At 69.5% G+C, this 21,158-nt stretch carries 25 protein-coding genes and 1 pseudogene; 3 read left to right on the top strand and 23 right to left on the bottom strand.

From position 1 onward, the window contains the following. The first annotated feature begins 17 nt into the window (after window positions 1–17). Window positions 18–620 (top strand): nucleoside deaminase, encoded by a 603-nt coding sequence (locus MXD60_RS16920; RefSeq protein WP_248820266.1) that lies wholly within the window; start codon window positions 18–20, stop codon window positions 618–620. Here the strand turns inward: MXD60_RS16920 and MXD60_RS16925 are convergent. The 22 genes and pseudogenes from MXD60_RS16925 to MXD60_RS17030 all read right to left on the bottom strand — a co-directional run bounded on the left by MXD60_RS16925 (window position 609) and on the right by MXD60_RS17030 (window position 18,183). Continuing rightward, window positions 609–1,328: a glutamine amidotransferase gene (locus MXD60_RS16925; protein WP_248820268.1), complete on the bottom strand. Its 720-nt coding sequence runs from the start codon at window positions 1,326–1,328 to the stop codon at window positions 609–611. The genes MXD60_RS16920 and MXD60_RS16925 overlap by 12 nt on opposite strands. A gap of 166 nt (window positions 1,329–1,494) precedes the next feature. Continuing rightward, on the bottom strand, window positions 1,495–2,568 hold the full coding sequence (locus MXD60_RS16930; RefSeq protein WP_248820270.1) for an NsdA family TPR-like regulatory protein: 1,074 nt from the start codon (window positions 2,566–2,568) through the stop codon (window positions 1,495–1,497). Window positions 2,569–2,900: 332 nt separating this feature from the next. After that, window positions 2,901–3,335 carry a thiol-disulfide oxidoreductase DCC family protein gene (locus MXD60_RS16935; protein ID WP_248820272.1) on the bottom strand — a complete coding sequence of 145 codons (435 nt, stop codon included), beginning with the start codon at window positions 3,333–3,335 and terminating at the stop codon, window positions 2,901–2,903. 368 nt (window positions 3,336–3,703) lie between these two features. Further along, entirely contained in the window at window positions 3,704–4,102 is a 399-nt protein-coding gene (locus tag MXD60_RS30370; RefSeq protein WP_248820300.1) for an arsenate reductase ArsC, read from the bottom strand. A gap of 27 nt (window positions 4,103–4,129) precedes the next feature. Further along, window positions 4,130–4,825, bottom strand: a pseudogene (locus tag MXD60_RS30375) (aquaporin); the annotation flags it as partial. 8 nt (window positions 4,826–4,833) lie between these two features. Beyond that, complete coding sequence (locus MXD60_RS16950; RefSeq protein WP_248820301.1) at window positions 4,834–5,340, bottom strand: ArsI/CadI family heavy metal resistance metalloenzyme; 507 nt, start codon at window positions 5,338–5,340, stop codon at window positions 4,834–4,836. Window positions 5,341–5,935: 595 nt separating this feature from the next. After that, on the bottom strand, window positions 5,936–6,313 hold the full coding sequence (locus MXD60_RS16955) for a nuclear transport factor 2 family protein (protein ID WP_248820274.1): 378 nt from the start codon (window positions 6,311–6,313) through the stop codon (window positions 5,936–5,938). Window positions 6,314–6,385: 72 nt separating this feature from the next. Next, complete coding sequence (locus MXD60_RS16960) at window positions 6,386–6,925, bottom strand: hypothetical protein (protein ID WP_248820275.1); 540 nt, start codon at window positions 6,923–6,925, stop codon at window positions 6,386–6,388. Then, a complete protein-coding gene (locus tag MXD60_RS16965; protein WP_248820277.1) occupies window positions 6,919–7,335 on the bottom strand; it encodes an alcohol dehydrogenase catalytic domain-containing protein in 417 nt (138 codons plus the stop codon). The genes MXD60_RS16960 and MXD60_RS16965 overlap by 7 nt, the downstream gene beginning before the upstream one ends. A 145-nt stretch (window positions 7,336–7,480) precedes the next feature. Beyond that, window positions 7,481–7,903, bottom strand: coding sequence for a helix-turn-helix domain-containing protein (locus tag MXD60_RS16970; RefSeq protein WP_308222514.1), 423 nt, complete (start codon window positions 7,901–7,903; stop codon window positions 7,481–7,483). A 94-nt stretch (window positions 7,904–7,997) separates the two neighbouring features. Further along, window positions 7,998–8,315, bottom strand: a complete 318-nt coding sequence (locus tag MXD60_RS16975) for a hypothetical protein (RefSeq protein ID WP_248820280.1) — start codon at window positions 8,313–8,315, stop codon at window positions 7,998–8,000. A 46-nt stretch (window positions 8,316–8,361) separates the two neighbouring features. Next, on the bottom strand, window positions 8,362–9,660 hold the full coding sequence (locus MXD60_RS16980) for an iron-containing alcohol dehydrogenase (RefSeq protein ID WP_248820281.1): 1,299 nt from the start codon (window positions 9,658–9,660) through the stop codon (window positions 8,362–8,364). Then, window positions 9,657–10,943: a daptide-type RiPP biosynthesis aminotransferase gene (gene mpaD / locus MXD60_RS16985; protein WP_248820282.1), complete on the bottom strand. Its 1,287-nt coding sequence runs from the start codon at window positions 10,941–10,943 to the stop codon at window positions 9,657–9,659. The genes MXD60_RS16980 and mpaD overlap by 4 nt, the downstream gene beginning before the upstream one ends. After that, window positions 10,940–11,836: a daptide-type RiPP biosynthesis methyltransferase gene (mpaM, locus tag MXD60_RS16990; protein WP_248820283.1), complete on the bottom strand. Its 897-nt coding sequence runs from the start codon at window positions 11,834–11,836 to the stop codon at window positions 10,940–10,942. The genes mpaD and mpaM overlap by 4 nt, the downstream gene beginning before the upstream one ends. Further along, window positions 11,833–12,990 (bottom strand): daptide biosynthesis RiPP recognition protein, encoded by a 1,158-nt coding sequence (mpaB, locus tag MXD60_RS16995; RefSeq protein WP_308222515.1) that lies wholly within the window; start codon window positions 12,988–12,990, stop codon window positions 11,833–11,835. Before mpaB ends, mpaM begins: the two co-directional genes overlap by 4 nt. Window positions 12,991–13,034: 44 nt before the next feature. Then, window positions 13,035–14,108, bottom strand: coding sequence for a glycosyltransferase family 2 protein (locus MXD60_RS17000; RefSeq protein WP_248820285.1), 1,074 nt, complete (start codon window positions 14,106–14,108; stop codon window positions 13,035–13,037). A 70-nt stretch (window positions 14,109–14,178) separates the two neighbouring features. After that, a complete protein-coding gene (locus tag MXD60_RS17005) occupies window positions 14,179–14,379 on the bottom strand; it encodes a hypothetical protein (RefSeq protein ID WP_248820286.1) in 201 nt (66 codons plus the stop codon). Window positions 14,380–14,421: 42 nt separating this feature from the next. After that, complete coding sequence (locus MXD60_RS17010) at window positions 14,422–16,068, bottom strand: PqqD family peptide modification chaperone (RefSeq protein WP_248820287.1); 1,647 nt, start codon at window positions 16,066–16,068, stop codon at window positions 14,422–14,424. After that, window positions 16,065–16,754, bottom strand: a complete 690-nt coding sequence (locus MXD60_RS17015) for a hypothetical protein (protein WP_248820288.1) — start codon at window positions 16,752–16,754, stop codon at window positions 16,065–16,067. Before MXD60_RS17015 ends, MXD60_RS17010 begins: the two co-directional genes overlap by 4 nt. A gap of 80 nt (window positions 16,755–16,834) precedes the next feature. Further along, window positions 16,835–17,563 (bottom strand): ABC transporter ATP-binding protein, encoded by a 729-nt coding sequence (locus MXD60_RS17020; protein ID WP_248820289.1) that lies wholly within the window; start codon window positions 17,561–17,563, stop codon window positions 16,835–16,837. 195 nt (window positions 17,564–17,758) lie between these two features. Then, window positions 17,759–17,953 carry a hypothetical protein gene (locus MXD60_RS17025; protein ID WP_248820290.1) on the bottom strand — a complete coding sequence of 65 codons (195 nt, stop codon included), beginning with the start codon at window positions 17,951–17,953 and terminating at the stop codon, window positions 17,759–17,761. Between the two features lie 41 nt (window positions 17,954–17,994). Further along, on the bottom strand, window positions 17,995–18,183 hold the full coding sequence (locus MXD60_RS17030; protein WP_248820291.1) for a hypothetical protein: 189 nt from the start codon (window positions 18,181–18,183) through the stop codon (window positions 17,995–17,997). Window positions 18,184–18,974: 791 nt separating this feature from the next. Here MXD60_RS17030 and MXD60_RS17035 point away from each other — a divergent pair. After that, entirely contained in the window at window positions 18,975–19,403 is a 429-nt protein-coding gene (locus MXD60_RS17035; protein WP_248820292.1) for a transposase family protein, read from the top strand. After that, entirely contained in the window at window positions 19,354–19,593 is a 240-nt protein-coding gene (locus MXD60_RS17040; RefSeq protein ID WP_248820293.1) for a hypothetical protein, read from the top strand. Before MXD60_RS17035 ends, MXD60_RS17040 begins: the two co-directional genes overlap by 50 nt. An 871-nt stretch (window positions 19,594–20,464) precedes the next feature. Here the strand turns inward: MXD60_RS17040 and MXD60_RS17045 are convergent. Then, window positions 20,465–21,158, bottom strand: a 694-nt coding sequence (locus tag MXD60_RS17045) for an EAL domain-containing protein (RefSeq protein ID WP_248820294.1), incomplete at its 5' end; no start/stop codon positions are given.

Genomic DNA, 21,158 nt, shown 5'->3' on the forward strand with positions numbered 1-21,158 from the left:
AGAAGGGCCGTCCCAGCATGAGCTCCCACCCCACCTCCTTCGGTGTCAGCCTGCCCGCCTGGGTGGACGACGAGGTCCGGTCCGCGGGCACCGTGCTCCCCGAGGTCGAGGAGCGGATGCGCCTCGCGCACCGGCTCGCGGCGCGCAACCACCGGGAGGGCTGCGGCGGCCCGTTCGCCGCCGTGGTCGCCGACGCGGACACCGGCAGGATCCACGCGGCCGGGGTGAACCTCGTGCTCGCCAGCGGGCTGTCCGCGATGCACGCCGAGGTCGTCGCCCTGTCCGTCGCCCAGGCCCGGCTCGGTTCCTGGGACCTCAGCTCGGTCGGCACCGTCGAGCTCGTCGTCAACTGGCGGCCCTGCGTCATGTGCTACGGCGCCGTCATGTGGTCCGGCGTCCAGCTGCTCACGATCGCCGGCGAGGGAGACGAGGTCGAGCGGCTCACCGGCTTCGACGAAGGCCCGATGCGGGACGACTGGCAGGACCAGTTCGCCCGCCGTGGCATCACCGTGCGCACCGACATCCTGCGCGAGCAGGCCCTGGCTGTCTTCGCCGACTACGGCAGCCGCGACGACGTGACCGTCTACAACGCCCGCCGCGGAGCCGGCTCAGCCGCCTGAGACGGCCCCGGCCAGCTGATCGAGCCAGGTGTGGAAGACCACCCGGGCCCGCTCGGCGAGCCGCTCGCCGTGGCGGTGGGCGTCGGCCCGCAGCGCGGCGGGGTCCAGCCGGTGAGTGGCGAGCTCGTGGGCATGGCCGATCAGCCACCGCTCGATCCGGCTGTGCTCGGCTTCCAGGTGGAACTGCAGGCCCAGCACCGACGTCCCGTGCGCGAACGCCTGGTACGGAAACCCGGGTGTCTCCGCGAGCCCCGCGGCGCCCGCCGGGATCGCGAACTGGTCGCCGTGCCAGTGCAGCACCGGGGTGTCCCCCAGCGCGGCGAGCACGGAGTCCTGCCCGGCCGCGGTCAGCGTCAGGGGCGCGTACCCGATCTCCACCCGGCCGGTCGACGTCACCTCGGCACCAAGCGCGTGCGCGATGAGCTGCGCGCCGAGGCAGATGCCGAGCGTGGGCAGGCCGCGGGCGAGCCGGTCGGCGACCCCGCGGATCTCCCCGGCCAGGAACGGATAGCGGTCAACGTCGCCGACCCCGATGGGGCCGCCCAGGACCACCAGCAGGTCATCCTCGGCGAACGCGGCATCCGGCACGACGTCGACACCCGCGTCGACATACCGGACGCGATAGCCGCGGTCGGCCAGCAGCGGACCGAGGATGCCCAGGTCCTCGAAGGGCACGTGCCGGACGGCGACGGCGGTACGGGACGACACGACCCCAGTGAACCAGCCGCGCTCAGGCGTACATGCGGCACCTGCGGCGACGCCCGGGCCAACAGCTCACTGGTGTCGGTCATGTCCTCCGGACCTCCGGCGCGACGCCGCCCACCCACCCACGATCGAGTGACGTGGACAACACCAGCAAGTCTGACCGCGCGCTTCACCCGGTTCGTCGAGGTCCGGTCGCCTTCGGCGCCGGCGGGTCCGCGCCGTGCCGGCGGTCGGCCTGCCCCACGGGCGGCCGCCAGGTGTCGAGTCGCGCGGCGATCGCCTCCGTCGCCGGACGCCGACCGACACGGCGATGGGCCTCCGCGAGAAACCGGTGGGTGCGCCGCGACACCACCGCGTTCGGCCTGCGGGCGGAGATGTCCAGTGACTCGGTGACCAGTGTCTCCGCCCGGTCGACATCGCCGTGGTGCAGCTCGGCGGTGGCCGCGGCGATGCGCGCCATCGACTGCAGACCCGTCGCCCCCACGAGGTCCAGCTGGCGGATCGACGCCTCCGTGTAGACCCGTGCGGCGTCGGTCTGGCCCAGCTCGATGTACGCGGCGCTGGACAGCTCGGCGAGCGTCAACGCGTTGAGGGTGTCGATCGAGAAGCCCGGAGCGCCCTTCTGCTCGCGGGTCAGCAACCCCTCGATGTGCCACGCCCGGTTGATCGCCAGATGCACACCCGCCCGTTCCCCCATCGCGCCCAGCACGCGGGCCTCGATGGCCGCGGCCCGGGCCGCCGCCGGCGAGTGGTCACCGACCTGGGCGGCCGCATCCCGGGCGAGCTGGAGCGCGGTGTCCAGCCGGCCGCCCTTGCGGGCAAGAGAGGACTGCCACAACCGGACCCACGCCTGCAGCGAGCGGTCCTGTGCCTGGCCGGCGTGCTCGAAGGCGTCGAGATAGGCCTTCGCCGCGCCCGGGTCGTCGCCGAGATCGTGCCGGGTCGTCGCCCAGAGGGCGCACAGCCGTCCCACCGCTCGGTGCAGGCGGCGTTCCACCACGGCGCGATGCCCGCCGTCGGCGAGCGCCGCCCGCACGACCGGCAGATGGCGCCGCAGGTAGACGGCCGTCACCTCGATCGGCGTGCGTTCGTACGCCGCGGTGATCTGGCCGATCCGCGTGTCGATGTGGTCGAGCGCATCCTCCGGCGGGATCACCCCGTCGTCCCGGGCCACGAACAGGCCGTAGGGAGCGGCCGCGCCAGCGGCCAGCCCGAGGAGCCGTCGTCGGTTGATCTCGTCCATGCTGCACCCATGCCCCGGGAAGTCGCCTGCCCCCCGGAGGCATCGTGCGTCCGTGGACGGACCCTGACCGGGTCTTTGTCCATGTCGTGCCCCCGTTTGTCACCCGACCGCGCGCCTCGCCGGACGCCGGCCGGACAGTTCCACCAACCGGGCGCGACATTCGGTCAGGATGCGATCTCGTTGCGCCACCGAACGGTGGCGTCACCCGAGTTTCGGGCCTCCGACCGCCCTTTGGGCGTAGCCCTCCGTGGTCCGTTCGGCGGCTGCGGCGGATAATTCGCTGTCCTGTCCAGCTTTCTGGCCCTGCGCGGCTCGCTGGCGACAACCAGCTGTCAGCCGCCGCGCCGCTCGCCGGGACGGTCCGGCCCGGGCAGCGCGCATGCGGGGCTGCCACCGGGCAGGCGCTGGCGGTTGTTCGCGATCAGGCGGTACGACCCGGCTGCGATCCAGCTCACCGGCGGCATCCTCAGGACCCGTCCGACCATCCGCCACGGACGGGCGGCGCGGCCGAGCAGGCGGGCGAAGGCCGCCGCGCCACTCGCGCGCGTACCGTCCGGCCCAACCCACTGCACCGCCCGGGTCACCTCGTCGACGGTCAGGCCGACGGCGGTCAGGTCGAGCCGCTGCCATGCCTCGAAGTCCACGGCGGGTCTGATCCGTTCACGGATGACCCGGACCGACGTCGTGCAGAACCCACAGTCACCGTCGAAAACCACAAGCGGCCGTGCGGACGGACGGTGGGGCTGGGCCAGGATCGGCTGCGACATCGACGGCGCCTTCCGCCGGAACGGCAGGTCGACATCAAGACTCGCATACCTCGCGGCGACGCGCGCTCACAGGCCGACGACGAGTCAGCCGAGGAGAACAGTCGTCGGGTAGTTGTAGGACAGAGAGGTGATCTCCCCCGCCGCAGGCGCGTCTGACGGCGGGAGTCCATGGCCACCACCCCCAGGCGCTGGCTGTGACGCGCCGGGTGGCGGCCCGCCGACGCGCCATGAGAACGAGGACGACCAGGACGACCCCGCCCTCCACCTCGGCTCCGGGTGCGACGAGGTCGAGGCCGTCGAGGATCCGGCGGACTGCTGCGCGCCGCGGACAGCGCGATGTACGTGGCCAGGCGTCGCGGCGGCCACCGCTACAGGAGCTCGCCGATGAGCTTCTCGACGCGGGCGCGGATGTCGTCGCGGATGGGGCGGACCGCGTCGATGCCCTGCCCGGCGGGGTCGTCGAGTTTCCAGTCTTCGTAGCGTTTGCCGGGGAAGACGGGGCAGGCGTCACCGCAACCCATGGTGATGACCACGTCGGACGCCTGGACGGCCTCGACGGTGAGGATCTTCGGCGTTTCGGCGGTGATGTCGATACCGACCTCGGTCATCGCGGTGACGGCGGTCGGATTGATCTGCTCGGCGGGGATGGAGCCAGCCGAACGGACTTCGATCCGGCCGGCGGCGAGGTGGTTGAGCCAGCCGGCGGCCATCTGGGAACGGCCGGCGTTGTGCACGCAGACGAAGAGCACGGAGGGTTTCTCGGACATGAAAATAGGTCCTTTCGCCAGATGAGGTGCGCGGGCGGTCGGGGTCGGCGGGTAGAAAATCCGGACCAGCCCGTACCCGACCAGCCCCCCGGCGACCTGCACGGCGATGAACGCTGGCACGGAGGCGGGGGCGATCCCGGCGAAGGTGTCGGAGAACATCCGCCCGACGCTGATCGCCGGGTTCGCGAAACTGGTGGAGCTGGTGAACCAGTACGCCGCACCGATGTAGGCCCCGACCGCGGCCGGCGCCCGCTCACCCCGCCCGGAACGCACCAGCGCGAAGATCAGAAGGACGAGGCCGGCGGTCGCGACGACCTCCGCCAGCAGATGGGGCCCCGAGGCCCGGTGATGTGTGGAGATCGACACCGCCGACCGGTCGAACATCAGATTCGCCAGCACCGCCCCCGCGATACATCCGGCGACCTGCGCGGGCAGGTAGGCCGCCGCATCCCGCCACGACAACCCCCCGAACGCCGCAGCGACCGCGGTGACCACCGGATTGAAGTGCGCCCCGGACACCGGACCGACCATCAGGATGATCGCGTACAGGCCGGCTGCGGTCGCTGCGGCGTTCTCGACCAGTTGCAGGCCGATCTGGCCGGGGCTGAGCTGCTGCGCGGCAATGCCCGACCCGATGACCAGCGCGGCGAGCAGCGCGCTGCCCACCGTCTCGGCAGCCAGCCGCCGCACCAGCGGCGGCTGGCCCTCCCCGTTCTCCGACACTTCCGGGGTCAGCGGGTCGCGCCGGCCGAGGCCGGTTCGATCGTCAACGTGGGCGCGCACACCGGCCCGCAGTCACACGCCGACCCGGGGCCGTCGACCGGCTCGACGGTCCGCAGCTGCGTGCCGGTGCTCTCGGCGATGTCGGCAAGCACCGTGTAGATCTCCCACGGCGCGCCGTCCGGGTCATCCACCCATACCTTGTCCTGCAACGCATAACAGCAGGCGGTGTTCTCCTCCACCGCCGTCACCAGCCCCGAGGCCCGCAGCCGGCTCGCGGCGGCGGACACCTCCGCGGAGGACTCGATCTCCACCCCGAGGTGGTTCAGCGCCCCCGCCACCCCGGTGCCACGGGCGTCCGGGTTCTCGATCAGTACCAGCTTCAGCGGCGGGACGTCCACGGCAAAGTTCGCGTACCCCGGCCGACGCTTGGCGGGCTCGACCCCGAACAACTTCGTGTAGAACTCCACCGCCGCATCCACATCGGACACGTTCAACGCAAGCTGCACCCTGACCATCCCAACCACCCCTCGCATCGACACTCGTCTATGTCCTTGCCCGGCCCGAGGATGGACGAACACATAGACGGCTGTCAATGGCTGCGGCCCGCTGGCCCGCGCACCACCGTCCATTACGATCGTGTCGAGGAGGCTCGGTCACTCTTCGTCATCGCCGACCGGGAGCCTCTACGCGCACCCGTTGCGCTCGGCGGACCGCAGGGCAGCCGAGGCGGCGCCCACCGCGGTGCGCCGTGGGGACCACTCGGGTTCCAAAGATCGTGGATCCGACGACCGGCCGAGCGAAGCTCGGCACTCGGGGGGTTCGAGGGTCGTCCCCCCGGAAACATCGCGGCCCACCGGGAAGCCGATCAAAGATCGGCGACCACGGTGGGCCAGCTGGTGGACCTAACGCACCAAAACAAGAACCTCTTGATCTTGGTTCAGGGTCCCGAGATCACCGTCCGACCGGTCTCCACGAGGCTCCTGACGGGCAGCCTACCGAGACCGAACGAACGCCGGACGCGGCGTTCATCGATGTCACGACCGGCAAGCGCGTCTTCGCCGACCTGGGCCCGATTCCGTCACACCCGCTGCGCTCGACAGGCGTCGCCCCTCACGGTACCGGCTGGATCCACGGCTGGTCCGCCGGTACCGGGGTCTGCTGGTACACCACGCCTTTCCAGCCGCCGGCCTCGAGCCGGTAGGCCGTCGTCACCATCACGTCGCCCGACGGGTAGTGCGCCCGGTAGGTGACGACACCGCTCGCATCCGACAGCACGAACGCGCGGACGTCGTCAGTGCCGGTGCTCGCGAAGGCGGACGCCGGGGACGACATCTGCGCGACGATCGCCTCCTTGCCGAAGACGCCGTAGGGGGTGATCGCGATGGCGTCGGCGGCCAGGTAGCGATCGTAGAAACCGCCGTCGCGGCGCCTCGTGGCCTCGAGCGCCTCAGACTTCAGCCGTAGCAGTTGCTCCTCAATGCGACCCATGAGCGCACGGTACCGACGGACACCGACAGGTCTTCGCTCCCGCGAGCGCGGGCGCTGCGCCCCCGCCGTCCACTAACCGCGGGTGAGGACGGTCTTGCCGCGCAGGGCGGCCCAGGTCTGCGGTGCGGATTCCCAGTCGGCGACGGTTTCCACGGCTGGTCGCAGGTCGAGCCCGATGGCGAGAAGGTCGAGGACGTGGGGGATGTCGGCGCGAGCGTTGACGCGTCCGGTGACGAAGCGGATGCCGGTGCCGTAGAGATCGAAGATCGGCAGGTCGAAGGTGCCGCCGTAGTAGATGCCGGTGTCGGTGCAGACGCCGTAGGGCCAGGTCGCTTTCAGCGTCGCGGCGAGGCTGGCCGGGTTGGCTGACGTGCTGACGGTGACCGGGTACGGGTCTGCCTTCGGGTCGGGCAGTTTGGCGTCCACCGGGTTGGCGCCGAACTGCTCGGCGGCGGCGAGGCGTTGCGGGTCGGTGTCGACGTAGTCGACGTGGGCGCCGAGGGCGGCGAGTTCGTGGGCGTAGGGGCCGACCGTGCGCCACCCATCGGGAATGTTGTCCGACATCGACGCCACCGCGACCGGGTCCAGGGTCGCCGGCAGCGGTATCAGCATGGCGTCGGCGTACGGACCGAGACGAGGTCGGCGAGGAACCCGCCGGCGTCGAGACCGGCGATCGAACCCAGCCCGTACATCGCCCAGGGCGGGACGGTGCTGCAGCTTCCCGTGACGCCGCGGCGGCATTCGCGGCAGTGGCCGCAGTTGAGCTGGAACGGGACGACGACACGGTCGCCGGGCCGCAAAGTGGTGACGGCGCCGCCGACCGCGACGACCTCGGCCACGCCCTCGTGGCCCTGGGCGTAACCAGGAGGTAGCGGCGCGCGGGACTGGGCGACCGCAACATCGAGGTCACAGCAGGCGACAGCGACCGGACGCACGATCGCCTGCTCCGGTGCGGTCAGTTCGGGATCGGCGGCGTCATGCCAGCTGTAGCTGCCGGGAACGTCGAGGACGAGTTGGCGCATGGCGGTTCCTCGATTCGGTGAAGAAAACACGTGTCTGTCGGCCCGCGCGAGCCCCGTCAGCTCCAGCAGCAGCTGGCCGCCAAGGCGGTCCGCTTCGCTGGTGACATCGTTGATTGTGCAGAATCGCCACATGGCCGGACGCTGATCAAGGCCCGAATCGGAGACATGCCGCTCGACGAGCGGCGCCTACTCGAACTTGCCGAAGACGACCGGAGGGGTCCGGATCGAGATGGCCGGCGAACAGCCCGTGGCCTGGCCGGTTCCAGGCCAGGACGTCGCTGCGGCGGCCCAGGACGATGGCGGGTGTGCCCTCGATGGCTGCCAGCAACGCGCTGGTGGCCGAGGTGATCCGTTCGACCCGCGGACGGTCCGCGGGTCTCCCCCGTTGCGATGCACGGGCCAGGGCGTGTAGATGGGCACGCTCGGACTCATCTGATCGCATGGCATTCGCGATGGCGTCGAGCACCTCGCGCGAGGCGTTGCGTGACTGGCCCTGCTCCAGACGCGTGTAGTAGGGCGCACTGATGCCCGCGAGCATCGCGAGCTCCTCGCGCCGCAGCCCCGGCACCCGGCGCCGCTCACCGTAGGTCCGCAGCCCGACGTCCTCGGGCCACAGTTGGCCCCGGCGCGCCTGGGGAAGTCGGCGAGGTGCCCGTGCTTGTTCATGGAGCCGAGTATGCGCACCGCCGACGATCCACGCCTGACCCCGCTGGGGTGGGGATCCGCGGGGTCTGGTTCGCCCCGCCCCTGGTCTCCAGGGTGATCCGCACGGTGTGCGGCGCGGGCGGCGTCGCATGCCTCGGTCCGGGGCCGACGTAGGCCGCGAGGTGCTCGCCGGTGCGGGTGGAGCGAGCGGTGACGAGGGCGTCGTAGGCGGCGCGGTGGGGGCGGTGCTCGGCCGGGATGCCCTCGGCCAGGGCGAAGGCTTCGGTCAGGGCGCCGAGGCGAGTCGTGAACTGGGCCGTCAGGGCGTGCACCATCTCGTCGATCGGCGCGGCTACGCCCCAGGACGACTGACATGATCGATCAGCCCGAGCCCGCGGCGCAGCGCTCCTGGACTTCCGTGAAGAGCTCGACAAGATCGTCCCGCGTCAGGTCGGCGAGCATCGGCAGTCCGCCCGACCAGTGCCGCAACGCCCGTTCACCCACGCTTGCGGCGGTCACGTCGGCGGGCCAGCTCAGCCCCGGCAGCCGCCAGCGGCGCGTCAGGTCGTCAAGTCCGTCGGCCGGTACGTCCCGTAGTCCTGGGATGGTCCGGCGGATGACCGACCACGCCATCGTCAGCCTGTCCGCCTCGCCGAATCGCCTGTCGCCCGCCGTCAGCCTCGACCACACTGACGGCGTCAGCGCCGCGGTCGCCGTCATCTTGCTGACCCGGGTCGCGGCGGCGAGTTCGTTGGCACAGAACCAGGTCCTGGCCATAGCCGGCAGCCGGCCGGCCGCCCACGGTCCGAGCACGGTCCGGCAGGTCAACACTGCCGTGTCGAACCGTAGGCCGTCGTCCCGATCGCCTTGCGCGGCGGCATGTCCGCGGCGGGCGAGACTCGCCAGCAGCTCCAGTGCCTCGTCATCGGCCGCCTGAGACCAGCCAGAGCCAGGCTGTGCAATGAAGCTGTGCACTGTCCGCAACATCGACTCCACGATGCCGGTACGTAGCAGGGGGGACGGCAGGGTACGGGTCATCGTGGGATCGAGCGCGACGTCGTCCGCTGCGAGGTATGCGCCGTTGACCAGGCGCCGTCGTCCATCGCTGGTCATGACAACCGCAGCCGCGCTGACCTCAGCGGCGGTTCCGACCGTCGTGGGGATCGCGATCAGGCGCGGACCTCGCAGCCCGGCCGGGAGTGCTACCAGCCCGGATCGGCCGGCACCGAGCGCTCGGGCGAGCGCGGCGCAGGACGTCGGTCCCTCGGCTGCGAGCAGCGCCCGCACGAGGGCAGCCGCGTCCAGGACCGTGCCGCCGCCGACCGCCAGCACCGCGTCGACATCGCCGAGACGCGCGACGGCGGCATGGGCCGTTGCGACGAGGGTCGGCAGCCGAACCTCGTCCGGCCGAAGGCTCCATACCTGCAGGCGGCCGGGCCTCCCACGCAACCCGGACACGACGGAGTCCTGCAGTGCGTCGGGGAGCCCCGCGTCGAGGAGAACCGCAACCCGGCGACCCGCGGTGGCAGTTTCGATCATGTTGCGGGCGCTGCCGACGCCCAGCGCGATCCGGCTACGCGGCTCCCAGACGGCGTGCCTGGTGCCCCCGCTGTCGGGACCGGGTACGACGCCCGGGCCGGGGCCGATGTGTGTGTCGGGAACAGCGTCGGCGACGCTCATCCGGCCGGCTTGTCGGTGGTCGTTGGGTCGGTGTCCACAGCGCGCAGACCGTCGCGTACCGCACGAACGATGGTGTCGACGTCGTCGTCGGAGCAGGTCAGGGGAGGGACCAGCTGGATGCAGTTCGGACCTGGGTGGACCAGCACACCGTGGCGGCGGATGGCGCGGATGGTCCGTGTGACGATCCCGTCCGGCGTGTTGTCCGGACGCAGCTGCACCCCGCGGAAGCAGCCAGCACCGGTCAGCCGGGTCACGACGTTCGACTCCTGCGCCAGCTCCCGTAGCCCCGCGTCCAGGCGAGCGGCGACCCGCACGCCCGACGTCACCGCGTCGAGCGCGGCGAACCGCTCGATCGTGGCCAGCACGGCCGCGCAGCTCGGCGGCGACCCGGCCTGCGTCTCGCCGTGGATAACGGGCGAGTCGGCGTCGATGAACGGGCGCCAAGCGCGTTCGCCCAGCAGCACCGCAGCGGCGGCACACGTACCGTTTGTCATGCCCTTGGAGGCGACGAGCAGGTCAGGTGGTTCGGGCCAGTCATCGCTGGCGAAGCGGCGACCGGTACGGCCGAATCCGGTGGCCACCTCATCGCAGACGACAAGGAAGCCGTATTCGGCTCTGGCGGCGAGCACTGCGGTGACGAACTGTTCGGGCAACATGAACGCGCCCGACCCGAGCAGCGGTTCGATCACGACCGCCGCGGTTCGCCGGCCATGGCGCTCGGCGAACACGGCGAAGCCGTCCGGATCGAAGGGATCCACGTGCCGAACGTCGCGCACGTTCGCGCCGTAGGGACGCTGACCCAGGTCCTCGCCGGTGAGCGCGAGCGCTCCGTAGGTCAGACCATGGTAGGAACCGCGCAGCCCGGCGACGGTGCGCCGGTCAGCCGAATCGGTCAGCAACGCGTGCTGCCGGACGATCTTCATCACGAAGTCGTTCGCCGCGCCGCCGGAGGTCGCGAAGGCCACCTGCTGATAGCGCTCGCGACCAGCGAACTCCAGCAGCGCGTCGGCGGCCGCAGTGGCATACCTGTGGCCGTAGCGGAACATCGTCAGGTAGGAGGCGTCCCGAAGCGCGCCGCCGATGGCCTCGGCGATATGGCTGTCGCCATAGCCCAGGTTGACATTCCACAGCCCGGACGTCGCGTCCAGCAGACACGTCCCGTCGGCGAACCACAGCCGGGTACCGCGGGCACCGACCGCCTGCCGATCCGGCTGGTACCACTGCGACGGCGGACAGATCAGCTCCCACACCGGTCCCGGCGCAAGCGGCGCGGCGGTGGTCATGAGGGTGCCTCCGCCACCATCAGGACGTCATCGCCCAAGCCCAGGTGCGAGGGCAACGGCACCGACACCGTTGCGGTGACGCGCAGGCCCGCCGCGGTCAGCTCGGCCTGCAGGACGTCGGGTGGCACCGGGTGAACGGCCGAGGTGAACAGGCGCGGCGGGGCACCCGTGGGAACGTGGAAGGCGGTGATCCGCCGGCGCCCGTCGCCGAGGAGATGCTGGATCAGGGTGACGACCGAGTCCGCGAGCGCGGTGGTGACGACAATGTCCGGGCCATGCTGGCCCTGGTCGGCCGATCCGGCACCGGCCTCGTCGGTCGAGCGGGCCGTGGAGACGACGAAGCGGCCCCCGGGCAGCAGCAGGTCGTGCACCGCGCTGAACAACTCTCGTCGCTGCGCACCGTCGAGCAGCCGCACCGAGGTGGCGCCCAGCACGACGGCCTGATACCGCCGGTTCAACGGCAGCGCCAGAACGTCCGCCTCGACCAGAGCCACAGTGCCACGCAGACGGGCCGCGGTGGGTTCGGCAAGCCGGCCGGCCAGGATCCGTAGCAGTTCGGCCGAGCTGTCGACTCCGGTGACGTCATGGCCGGCGGCCACGAGCGGCAGGGTGAGCCGGCCGGAGCCACAGGCGAGCTCCAGCACCGGACCGGTCACGTCACCGAGCAGCCGTACAAGCTGGCCGATTTCCGCGGTGTCAGCAGCGGTCAACTCGTGATAAAGCCGGCTTCCGTGTTCGGAGTAGAGATCCTCGACGAGGAGGTCGGGGCCGAGCGCGCGGCAGATCCGCCCGGCGAGCCCCGGGAGCTGCCATCCCTGGCGTACCCCGACGGACGGCGACGCCGCGCTTGGATCTACCTGCGCCGAGAGCGAGGTGATCGGCGGTGCAGTCATCGTGCGCTTCCCGCGACGGTAGGCACCCGGCGGACCTCGGCCGCTGGGCGCGGCGCAGGCGGCGTGCAGCCGAGCTGCCGGAGCAGGCGGCGGTACAGCTCGTCGACCGTCGACGGGCTCAGCGACAGGGCCCGGGCAGCGACCTCGGCCGCCTGCGGGCCGCCCCCGAGCCCGTCCATGATCTCCAGCAGGACTCCCGCGTCACGGCCGATCCGGAAGGTGCGGAACTCGGGCAGCGTCACGGCGAGCACGTCCGTGCCCGTGCTGATGAGGACGGGACGCTCCGGGTCCTCCTGCGCGGTGTCGGAAGATGCTGGCGAGAGCCGGAAGTGAAAGCCGGACACAGCCGCGTCCACTCCGGCCGGCCCCAGCCGACGCAGCGCCTCCAGCGCAAGGACGTATCGAGACAACCAGGGGCGCCGGCTGGTCGCGGCGCCGATCGTCTCCGCGCCGACCAGCCCGGTCAGGGCTTCCACCGGATCCGGCATCTCGCTCACGCCGGGTTCGTCACCCTTCGCCGGCTTTCCGTCCACCCGGCAGGCCCCATCCGGGCCGATGACATACGTCGGGCGGGCACCCACCGCGGTGCGCACCATGCCGTCAGCCGAGAGGTGCAGCCGGGCCAGGCCAGGCCGGGCGAGTGCTGGAGCAAGCGCGGGCAGGTCGGCCAGCTGAAGGGTCTCGACCAGAAGATGACCAGGAAAACGGCCAGCGGTGAACGCCTGATCGGCGTCCTCAAGAAACGCCTGGTAGTCCTCGACCGAAGTGACGCGGACCGCAGCCGGTCCGGCCACCGCGAGATAAGGGGAGGACAGGTAGTCGAACGTCTCGACGTACAGGTCATCGGCCAGCCGAATCTCGTCCGGCACTGCGGTCACGCCGCCCTCGACCGGGACGACCAATGCGGGGCCCGACCCACTTTCTGTGAAGCCTGCGGCGAACACCATGGTTTCACCGTCCACCAGTTCGGAGGCCAGCAGATCCGACACGGGGCTGCCGGCCTCGGCAACGACGTCCACCGCCCGACCGGAGAGCGGCCGTGTGTACGGATACCCACGAAACCAGCGTTGCAGGCGTCCGATCTCCTGCCGGCGCCGTTCCTGCCCCGTCCCGTCGGAACCGTGAACCGTGGTGCGCTCGCTTGTATCGACCATTTCTCCTTCTTCTCGTTACGATGGACGCGGGCACCCCGGGCGCGTCAGTTCCACAGCAGTCGGGCGCCGGCGTCGGTCAGGGCGTCGAGGACCACGCCACGAAAGCGGTGGCGGCGAGCGCGCAGGACGCGGGTCGCGGCGGACAGCCAGCGGGACTCCGGTAGCGGTGTCCGCACGACGAGACGGGATGCCCGCGGCCCGGGCACCACCGCGAGTTCCTCCGCCGGGCTCGGTGTCGGCCAGGCCGCCGAACTCGGCGACTCGGTGTCCTGGGGCGCGCAGGCCGCCGCGGACAGCGCTGCCTCCAGCGTCATGTCGTCGGGGAGCACAAGCTCACCGCGGGCCGCCAGGTCGGCAAGCCACTCGGCGGCATCCGCGGCGATCGCAGCTGCGCACCGTTCGGCGAGTTCCGGCGTGGCCAGCGCGCGCATCGCGTCCGCGGGTGCGAGCTCGGTGAACTCGGCGATCGGCAGCCCGAACGGCGCGTGGATCTGGTGCCGGCGGGAGCCGGTGGAGAGCCTGGCGATGACGGTTCGGCTGGCGGTGGCCGTGGTGCGGACGCCTGCCGCGGACATTCGCAGCCACAACGCCCAGTCCTCGAATCCGGCCGGCAGGTCCGGCCAGGGCCCGTAGCGGCGGTACGCAGTCGCGGTATGGCCGGTCCGGGACGGCTCAGCGATAGGGTTGAGCAGCAGCAACTCGTGGTGCCAGGCCAGCTGGTGCGCCGCGGTGTGGCGGACGACGCCGGCGTCGACGTCCGGGTAACTGGCGCCGGTGACGGCCATGTCCGCCCCATCGGTGAGCAGGTCCCGCAATGCCGCGAGATGGCCGGGACGCCACTCGTCATCATGATCGAGATAGGCGAGCAGCGAGCCAGCCGCGGCAGCGCAACCTACCTGACGGGCGTGGCCCGGACCGCGCTGCGTCGGGGTGCCGCACACCACGACGCGCGGATCCGGCCACTGCCGCCGAAGTTGGTCGCCGCGCCCCTCGGTATCGCCATCGACAATCACTCGCAGCTCCCAGTCCGACTCCGACTGCCGGAACACGCTGTCGATGGCCGTCGTCAGCGTGGCCGGGCAATCATGTGTCGGCAGAATCACGGTGAAAACTGGCACCGGTTTCACTCCACGCGTGTCGACGACGGGATTCGATGGCCGGGCACTGCGAGCGTTCCCGCCGCGGCCACTACCTGCGGGCTCGAGCGATGAGGTAGCCCAGCAGGACGAACAGGCCGCCACCGACGACGAAGCCCGCGATCTCGGCCGCGGTCACCCATGCTCCATCAAGATAATCATTCGAGTCGGAGATGGCGAGGAAGCATACGACAAGGCCCAGCGAAACAGTGACGATTCCGGGCACGAACCGGGTCGCCTCGCGCTCCACCACAATAAGCTCCGATCATTCGAAGGAACGTCGTTCAGGTAATGGTCAGAATACTTCATGCCATGGTTCGACGAGAAAGCTCCGGACGATCCAGCGAGCGATTGTCGGATGGCCGACGGAGATGAGCGCCGTTCCCTGGGGCACGCCAGGATCGGCGCCATGGGTGCTGGCGAACAGCACCGAGTTCTCGGCATGAACGGGCGCGCGGACTACCAGTCCCAGATCCACCGCGGCCCGGCCCCGCGACGTTTCGCCGCTCAGTACGACCCGGCCGAGTCTCGCGTGGTCGAGCACGCCGGCGCGGTACAGGGTGACACTGCGCCCCGCCAGCAGTTCTTCGGCGTGGGCGGGATTGGCCACGACGAGGATCTGCCCGTCGCGCACCATGAACACCGCGGGCAATGTTTCGGTCACCCGCTGGCTGCCGGCCAGCACGCCGAACGCGGCCAGCAGCAGGCAGGCGACCGCAACCCGCCATGGTCGCGGCGCCGCTGCCCGCACGCTGCGCGTCCACCGCGACAGCGACCGCACGATCAGCAGTCCGACCAGCAGGGCCAGCGCGATGCGCAGCAGCGCGCCCACCAGGCCGAACATCCCGAGGATGCTTCGGTAGTTGATCAGTGTGGTGGCGACCAGCACCGTGGGGAACAGCGCCGCCGCCGTCCCAAAAATGATCATCCTGCGGCTACCCGCGCTCCGCCGCCCGCCGACCAGCAGGTAGCGCCACCAGTCCAGGGCGGCGGTGATGCTCTTGTCGCGCAGGTGCGACCGGTCAAGGTAGCTGGCGAGCGCGATGTAACCGTCCAACTTGACCAGCGGGCAGGCATTGACCACGCCCATCGCCAGCACGGCCAGGGTGGCCAGCAGCACCGCGTCACGGGTGCCGCCAGAGGTCGCCGGGGCCACCAGCGCGAGCAGCGAACCCATCACGATCTGCACCACCGGGCCGGCCGCCGCCACCGCGGCGCGCTGTCGCCGGTCAGCCAGCCGCCATGCGTCGGACACATCGCAGAACAACGCGGGCGCGCCATAGAAGATCATGAAGCCGATCCGGCGGGGTTGGCCGCCGAAGTGCCGCAACACCGCTCCGTGCATGAACTCGTGCACGACGGTCGTCGCGAAAATGATCAGAGCGGCCAGGGCCACCGAGGTGATGGTGACCGGCCGGCGCGCAAGATCACGAAGATGCGGCCAGGTCACTCCGAGGCTCACACCGGCCGCCAGTACGAGCGCCGCGCCGATCAGCGCGCCATACCAGGAGATGGCCAGCCGGGCGAGAACGACAAAGGGCTTCAGCGTCGCCCGCGGCTCGACGATGTCCACCTTCAGCACCAGTGGCGGGACGATGCGGACGCGAGTGCGGGCCGGCTGGGCGCGCTGCCTGCGCCGGCCGCGCGCCTTCAGGTCGTCGGCCGATATCGCAGCCGGATCGACCACCAACCCGAGATCGATGAATCGGCTCACCAGGCTGACGATCTGATCCCGCGCCTCGGGGCGGCCCAACGACGCGCAGACGTCGGCGACGGTTCGGGTGCCGTCGAGGTTGGCCAGCACAGCCGCCGCCGCCGGCGCCAGGCGCAGGTAGCGCCCGGACTGCGGCTCGTACGCGATCTGGCCCCGCCCCGAGCCGCCATCCTGGATGTCGACTCCCGGTGCCAGACGTGGCTGCGGGCCGGCAGTGACAGTGCTCATCCGGCGGCCAGCGCGGGTCGGCGCCGCAGGGACAACACCGCGAGCACAGCCGCGGCGACCAGCCAGCCAACCAGCAGCGTCACGCCGCCCACCGGACCAAGCCGATCCGGCAGATCCGGGTCAGCGACTATCGCTGCCTGCGCGCCACCGGGCAGCCAACGCCCGACAGCCGGCAGCAGGGCAATGAGCCCGCCCTCCAGACCGACACTCCACACTACCAGGCCGGCGAGGGTCAGCGCGTGCTTCCGGATGAGCGCGCCCAGCAGGACGCCCCAGGCTCCACCGAAGGCTCCCAGCAGAACGATGCCGGCCGCCAGCCACCACAGCCTGCTGGACGCCGAGCCCAGCGAGCCCCCCGCAGGAGACAGCGCGGCATACGCGACCGCCATGGCCAGGGCCGTCGAAAACAGACCGAACACCACGCCGAGAATCGCCGCGGCCAGTGCCTTGACACTCAGGATCTGTGGCCAGGACGGCCTGGCCAGATAGAGCAGCGAACTTACCCGGTCACGAAGTTGGCGGGTAACCATCTGTGCTCCGCACAGCGACGCGAAGAGGGCGACGACGAATGCCTGGCCGACACACTCGCGCAGCGCGGTGTCGGCCCCGATGACGTGCGATTTCAGATCACCCCGAGCCTCATTTGCCATGCCGTAGACGGCGATGGCGACAAGCGCAAGATTCACCAGGAGAACGCCAGCGTTCATTCGCCGGAAGACGGCCAGATGCAACTCCGCCCCGAGCGCCGCGGCAAACCTTTTGGGCGTCATAAGGCGCCTTCCGACACAAGTGACTGGAACATGTCCTCGAGAGCTTCCGTGGAAGTGATGTCGGCCAGCGGTCCGGCGAAGCGAACGGACCGGTTCAGCATGACAATGTGGTCCGCCGACTGATTTATCTCCGCCAGCAGGTGGCTGGCGACAAGTATTGCACCACCCGCCTCGGAAAACTGCCGCATAAATCCGCGGAGCCAGCGCATCCCGTCGGGATCAAGGCCGTTGTGTGGCTCATCGAGAACAAGGCAGCGTGGCTCGCCGAGCAGGGCGGAGGCGAGCATAACCCGCTGCCGCATACCGGTCGAAAGGGAACCGATGCGCTTGTCGCGGTAGCCCTCTGCCGCGGTGCTCGCGAGCACGGCGTCAACCCTTTTGTAAGGCAGCCCGGCCCAGGCGCAGAGGTAGCGCAGAAACGCGCGCGGTGTTATCGCTGGGTCGGCGTTCACGGCGTCGGTGACCACCCCGAGCAGACGCATGGGGTCGGGATGATCGGGAAGGCTCCGGCCGAACACCGTCGCGCTACCGGAATCGGGCCGCCGCAGACCGAGGATCACCTGGGTCAGCGTGCTCTTGCCCGCGCCGTTGGGACCGACCAGCCCCGTGATGGTGCCCGGCGCCACCTCGAACGTGACATCGTCGAGCACGGTCGTCTCCCCGAAGGACACATTGACACCCCGCACGCTGATGGCGAGCGCGCCATCAGCCTCGAGGTCAATCATGAAAAGCGCCTTTCGTCAGCTGGAGCGGAGTTCTCGAGGACGTTCACCCAGTGGCCCGCTGGTGTGGAGCGGCGATATGGCAGACAGCTGGCGGTTCTGGTCCCTGCACCTCGAGTTGCAGGGACCAGAACCCGCATCACAGAGCTGCCAGCGAACCCGGCTCCCGGGCGCGGTGTCAGCCGAGCGAGCGCCCGGCTAGGTGATCGCGGCTCCGATGCCGACTCCCAGCGCCACGGCCGTGCCCGCGCCGAACGCCGCGGCGGAGCCGGACTTGAAACCGCTGCTGAAGTCCTTCCACCAACCGGCTGCGACCAGCTCCTCGAGTTCTTCGACGTCCAGGGCCATCGCGTCGAGCCGGGCGTTCGACTCGTGTTGTTTCAGCACGTCCATCGCCGCATCCTTTCCTGTTCCTTGTGTTCGGAGAACGCCGGTCAGGTGATTGCGACGCCGGTGCCGATGTAGACACCGCCGTAGATCAGGCCGCCAGTGACTCCCGCGCCGGCCACGAAGCCGACGACCTTCCAGAATCCCGGCGACTCCAGCTCCTCAAGCTCCTCGACCGAGAAGTCGAGTGCTCCCGGAAGGAGCTCGGCCGCGGGAATCACAACCATCTCTGCCATTGGATCACCTCCTGTGTTCGACATGGTCGGACGGTCGCGACACAATGTGGTTCAGCCCCAGACCGACTGTTGAAGCAGTGGTTCGCCCGCTGGACGGCCGGATGGAAGCCATCCGGCCTGTTTGTTTCGAGTGCAACGAGTTGCGGACTCAGCCAGTCGGGACCAAGGTCCCGCGGTGGGCGCGATACGGATTTTCCGACTTTCCGTCCATGCACGGCGAACGTAGATGGCAGCAACGCTCTGGGTCAAGCCGACCACAGAAGGTGTCGCCTTCCATACACCAGTCGACTGGCCTTGCTATACGCCACCAAATAGTTTCACGAATGGCCTGGCGTTGTTCCGTCGGTGGGCGAAAGGGGACGCGTGCTGGGGTAGACGCACGAGGTAGCACCGAGCAGGTCTGCAGGGCTTCGGCGAGATAGTCCGCCGTTACCCTCGGTGACCTTGGCGTAGTCGTGCCGGCGGCTGCTTCCCGCGGGCGGACCCTTGGCGGATCGTTCCGAGAGACGCGCGTCCGCTGCGGGCTGAGCAGGGTTTGCCCGCATATCGACAGACCCTCGGCCGGCGTCTCGCACAATAGCCGGAACGGGTCTTCTGGCGGCCTTGACACGCCGTCGTCCGTGTTGTGATAAGCGTTTTGGTGGAAGTGGTCTCTCGTGCGGGCAGCGAAAGCGCCGACCGGCGTTTTCGGCAAAACAGAAGGTCGCTGCGCGCCAGCGTGCCAGCCTGGCTCCGATATGCTCACCGATCCGTTCAATCCCGAGCGGTAAGACATCTCCGGCCTGCTCACGATGCTGCGCCCGGTTTCCGACCCTCGCGACCCGCGGGGAAAAATCTACCGTCTGTCTTTCGTTCTGGCGGTGACGCCTGTCGCGAGGCTGGCGGGCGCGAAATGCCTGCGCGAGCTCGGCGGCAGAATCGCGGACCTGCCGCAGCCGCTACTCGCCCGCCTGGGCGCGCCTTTCGACCACTTTTGCGAGATCCACAAGACAGTCCGTCTGCTCCTGGAGACGATCGACGTGGACGCGCTCGACGGATCCTTTGGCGCCTGGTCGTTCGCGCAGACGACACCGAGGCCGGGCGACCAGCTCACCCGTCGCGATCGCCGGCAAGGTCCTACGCGGCGCCCCCGGTCCAGCAGGAACACACAGGTCAGGCTCACTGTCCGCGATGCTCCAAGGAACCGACACCGTCGGCGCGCAGATCCGTGTCCCCGATGACACCAGCGAGATCACACAGATCAAAGAACCGATCGAGAAGCTCCCGGACCTGCCCGGCCGCCCAGTCGCGACCCTGGACACCATCCACACCCAATACGACACCACCGACGTCATCGTGAAGGCAGGCCTCGACCACATGATGACGATAAAAGGAAACCGGCGGATATTGACAAGAAAGACGTTTGAGTGAATCTTTCCCCTGCTCCAGGAGTCACCCCGTCACGAAGTCGGGCAACGCGTCCACGGACGGATCAGGAACTGGCAAACGTTGATCACGGCAGGCTACGGCATCGACTTCCCACCCGCCTCTACTACCGCCGCCGTCATCCGCCGCGACGAGTGCGACCCGAAAGGAGTCTGCGTCAGCCGCGAACATGACCTCATCCTCACCAGCGCCTCACTGACCGCGCCACCACCAGCTATCTCCATACCCGCATCCGCGGCCACTGGGAGATCGAAAGCGAAATCCACCACACAGGCGACACCACCTGGCGTGAGGATGCCAGCCCCACCTACACCGGAAACACCAGCGACACCCTCGCAAGTTTCAGGAACCTGGCCCTCGGAATAATCCGCCTCAATAGAACCGGAAGATGAAGGAAACTCGTGAGCGCGTCGCCGCAGGCCACTATCGAGCACTCTCGCTCCTCGTCACAGCATGTTACAGATCGGCGTGATGCGCTACATCGCCGAGGCCTGGGTCAGCTGCAGAAACGCTCAGGATAAGCCTTTTACCTGGGCGGACTGCTTCCCGCAAACCAGTTTTGCCATTCGCTCACACGAAAGAACCACCCCGGATTCGCTGCCGGCCACGAGACGGCCCCCGAACTACTCCACACGGGGGCCGGGTAGCCCGGGGGACCTGGGGCAGGTCGATCTCCTCCAGACCTTGGGCGGCGGCAAAGCGGGCCGTGCTCCTCCTGCTCCAGGTGATCGGTCTCTTTCGGGAGGCGACCGCCTGCGGCGTGATCTCCATCGACGCTCCTCAGCTGCCAACCGCGAAATCCACGCCAGCATCGCACGCGACATGCCTCTCAGCCTGCCCAGCCGATTGGGTGGAGTCAGAGCCGTAGGCCGTGCCGGGCGGGGGTGCGGTGGGTCCGCTCGTCGGTCGGCGTGGCGGTGGGGCGCCGGTTGCCGAGGCATGCCTGGTTGATGTCGGTTGACGGCCGACCGAGCAGGTAGCCCTGGCCATAGCCGATCCCGGTGTCCACGACCGCATCGAGTTCCGCGGTCGACTCGATCCCTTCGGCCACGACATGTCCGCCGATCTCGGCCGCGAGCTTGGCCAGCCCGGAAGCCACGATCTGCCGTGCAGGATCAAGCTCGATGTCCCGGATTATAAGACAATCGATCTTGATGATTTCCGGTCGCAGTTTCAGGAGCTCTTCAAGCCCCGAATAACAACTTCCGACGTCGTCCACCGCGATGTGGGTTCCACGACCCCGGAGCTCATCAACGGCGAGCAGCACCTCGTGGTCGCCACAGATCTCTTCGCGTTCGGTGATCTCGACTGCCACGCGCTGTGGTGTTCCTGTATTGACGACCAGGTCGATCAGCTCGCTGGTCACCGTGGCAGGCGACGCGTTCACCGAGAGGATGACGTCGGGCGGCAACTGCGGCAGTACGCGCAGCGCGTTGCGGACGGCCGCCAGTTCCAGTTCGCGGCCCAGCCCCGCGCGTAAACATTCACGTGGTTTGGTGATCTTGCTGTGAGTTGCTGGCGGGTCAGCCGGGTGTGGATGTTGTTCGGCG

It is taken from the genome of Frankia sp. AgB32 (genome assembly GCF_023243045.1).
Classification (GTDB): Bacteria; Actinomycetota; Actinomycetes; order Frankiales; family Frankiaceae; genus Frankia.

What these genes read in the sequence shown, in the direction of transcription:
- MXD60_RS17020 (WP_248820289.1), bottom strand. Translation starts at nt 17,563, where the DNA reads ATGATTGACCTCGAGGCTGATGGCGCGCTCGCCATCAGCGTGCGGGGT.
- MXD60_RS17030 (WP_248820291.1), bottom strand. Translation starts at nt 18,183, where the DNA reads ATGGCAGAGATGGTTGTGATTCCCGCGGCCGAGCTCCTTCCGGGAGCA.
- MXD60_RS16975 (WP_248820280.1), bottom strand. Translation starts at nt 8,315, where the DNA reads ATGGTGCACGCCCTGACGGCCCAGTTCACGACTCGCCTCGGCGCCCTG.
- MXD60_RS16980 (WP_248820281.1), bottom strand. Translation starts at nt 9,660, where the DNA reads ATGAGCGTCGCCGACGCTGTTCCCGACACACACATCGGCCCCGGCCCG.
- MXD60_RS16960 (WP_248820275.1), bottom strand. Translation starts at nt 6,925, where the DNA reads ATGCTGATACCGCTGCCGGCGACCCTGGACCCGGTCGCGGTGGCGTCG.
- MXD60_RS16955 (WP_248820274.1), bottom strand. Translation starts at nt 6,313, where the DNA reads ATGGGTCGCATTGAGGAGCAACTGCTACGGCTGAAGTCTGAGGCGCTC.
- MXD60_RS16930 (WP_248820270.1), bottom strand. Translation starts at nt 2,568, where the DNA reads ATGGACGAGATCAACCGACGACGGCTCCTCGGGCTGGCCGCTGGCGCG.
- MXD60_RS17040 (WP_248820293.1), top strand. Translation starts at nt 19,354, where the DNA reads ATGCTCCAAGGAACCGACACCGTCGGCGCGCAGATCCGTGTCCCCGAT.
- MXD60_RS16950 (WP_248820301.1), bottom strand. Translation starts at nt 5,340, where the DNA reads ATGGTCAGGGTGCAGCTTGCGTTGAACGTGTCCGATGTGGATGCGGCG.
- MXD60_RS17010 (WP_248820287.1), bottom strand. Translation starts at nt 16,068, where the DNA reads ATGAGCACTGTCACTGCCGGCCCGCAGCCACGTCTGGCACCGGGAGTC.
- MXD60_RS30370 (WP_248820300.1), bottom strand. Translation starts at nt 4,102, where the DNA reads ATGTCCGAGAAACCCTCCGTGCTCTTCGTCTGCGTGCACAACGCCGGC.
- MXD60_RS17025 (WP_248820290.1), bottom strand. Translation starts at nt 17,953, where the DNA reads ATGGACGTGCTGAAACAACACGAGTCGAACGCCCGGCTCGACGCGATG.
- MXD60_RS16965 (WP_248820277.1), bottom strand. Translation starts at nt 7,335, where the DNA reads ATGCGCCAACTCGTCCTCGACGTTCCCGGCAGCTACAGCTGGCATGAC.
- MXD60_RS17035 (WP_248820292.1), top strand. Translation starts at nt 18,975, where the DNA reads ATGCTGCGCCCGGTTTCCGACCCTCGCGACCCGCGGGGAAAAATCTAC.
- mpaD (WP_248820282.1), bottom strand. Translation starts at nt 10,943, where the DNA reads ATGACCACCGCCGCGCCGCTTGCGCCGGGACCGGTGTGGGAGCTGATC.
- mpaM (WP_248820283.1), bottom strand. Translation starts at nt 11,836, where the DNA reads ATGACTGCACCGCCGATCACCTCGCTCTCGGCGCAGGTAGATCCAAGC.
- mpaB (WP_308222515.1), bottom strand. Translation starts at nt 12,990, where the DNA reads ATGGTCGATACAAGCGAGCGCACCACGGTTCACGGTTCCGACGGGACG.
- MXD60_RS16935 (WP_248820272.1), bottom strand. Translation starts at nt 3,335, where the DNA reads ATGTCGCAGCCGATCCTGGCCCAGCCCCACCGTCCGTCCGCACGGCCG.
- MXD60_RS16920 (WP_248820266.1), top strand. Translation starts at nt 18, where the DNA reads ATGAGCTCCCACCCCACCTCCTTCGGTGTCAGCCTGCCCGCCTGGGTG.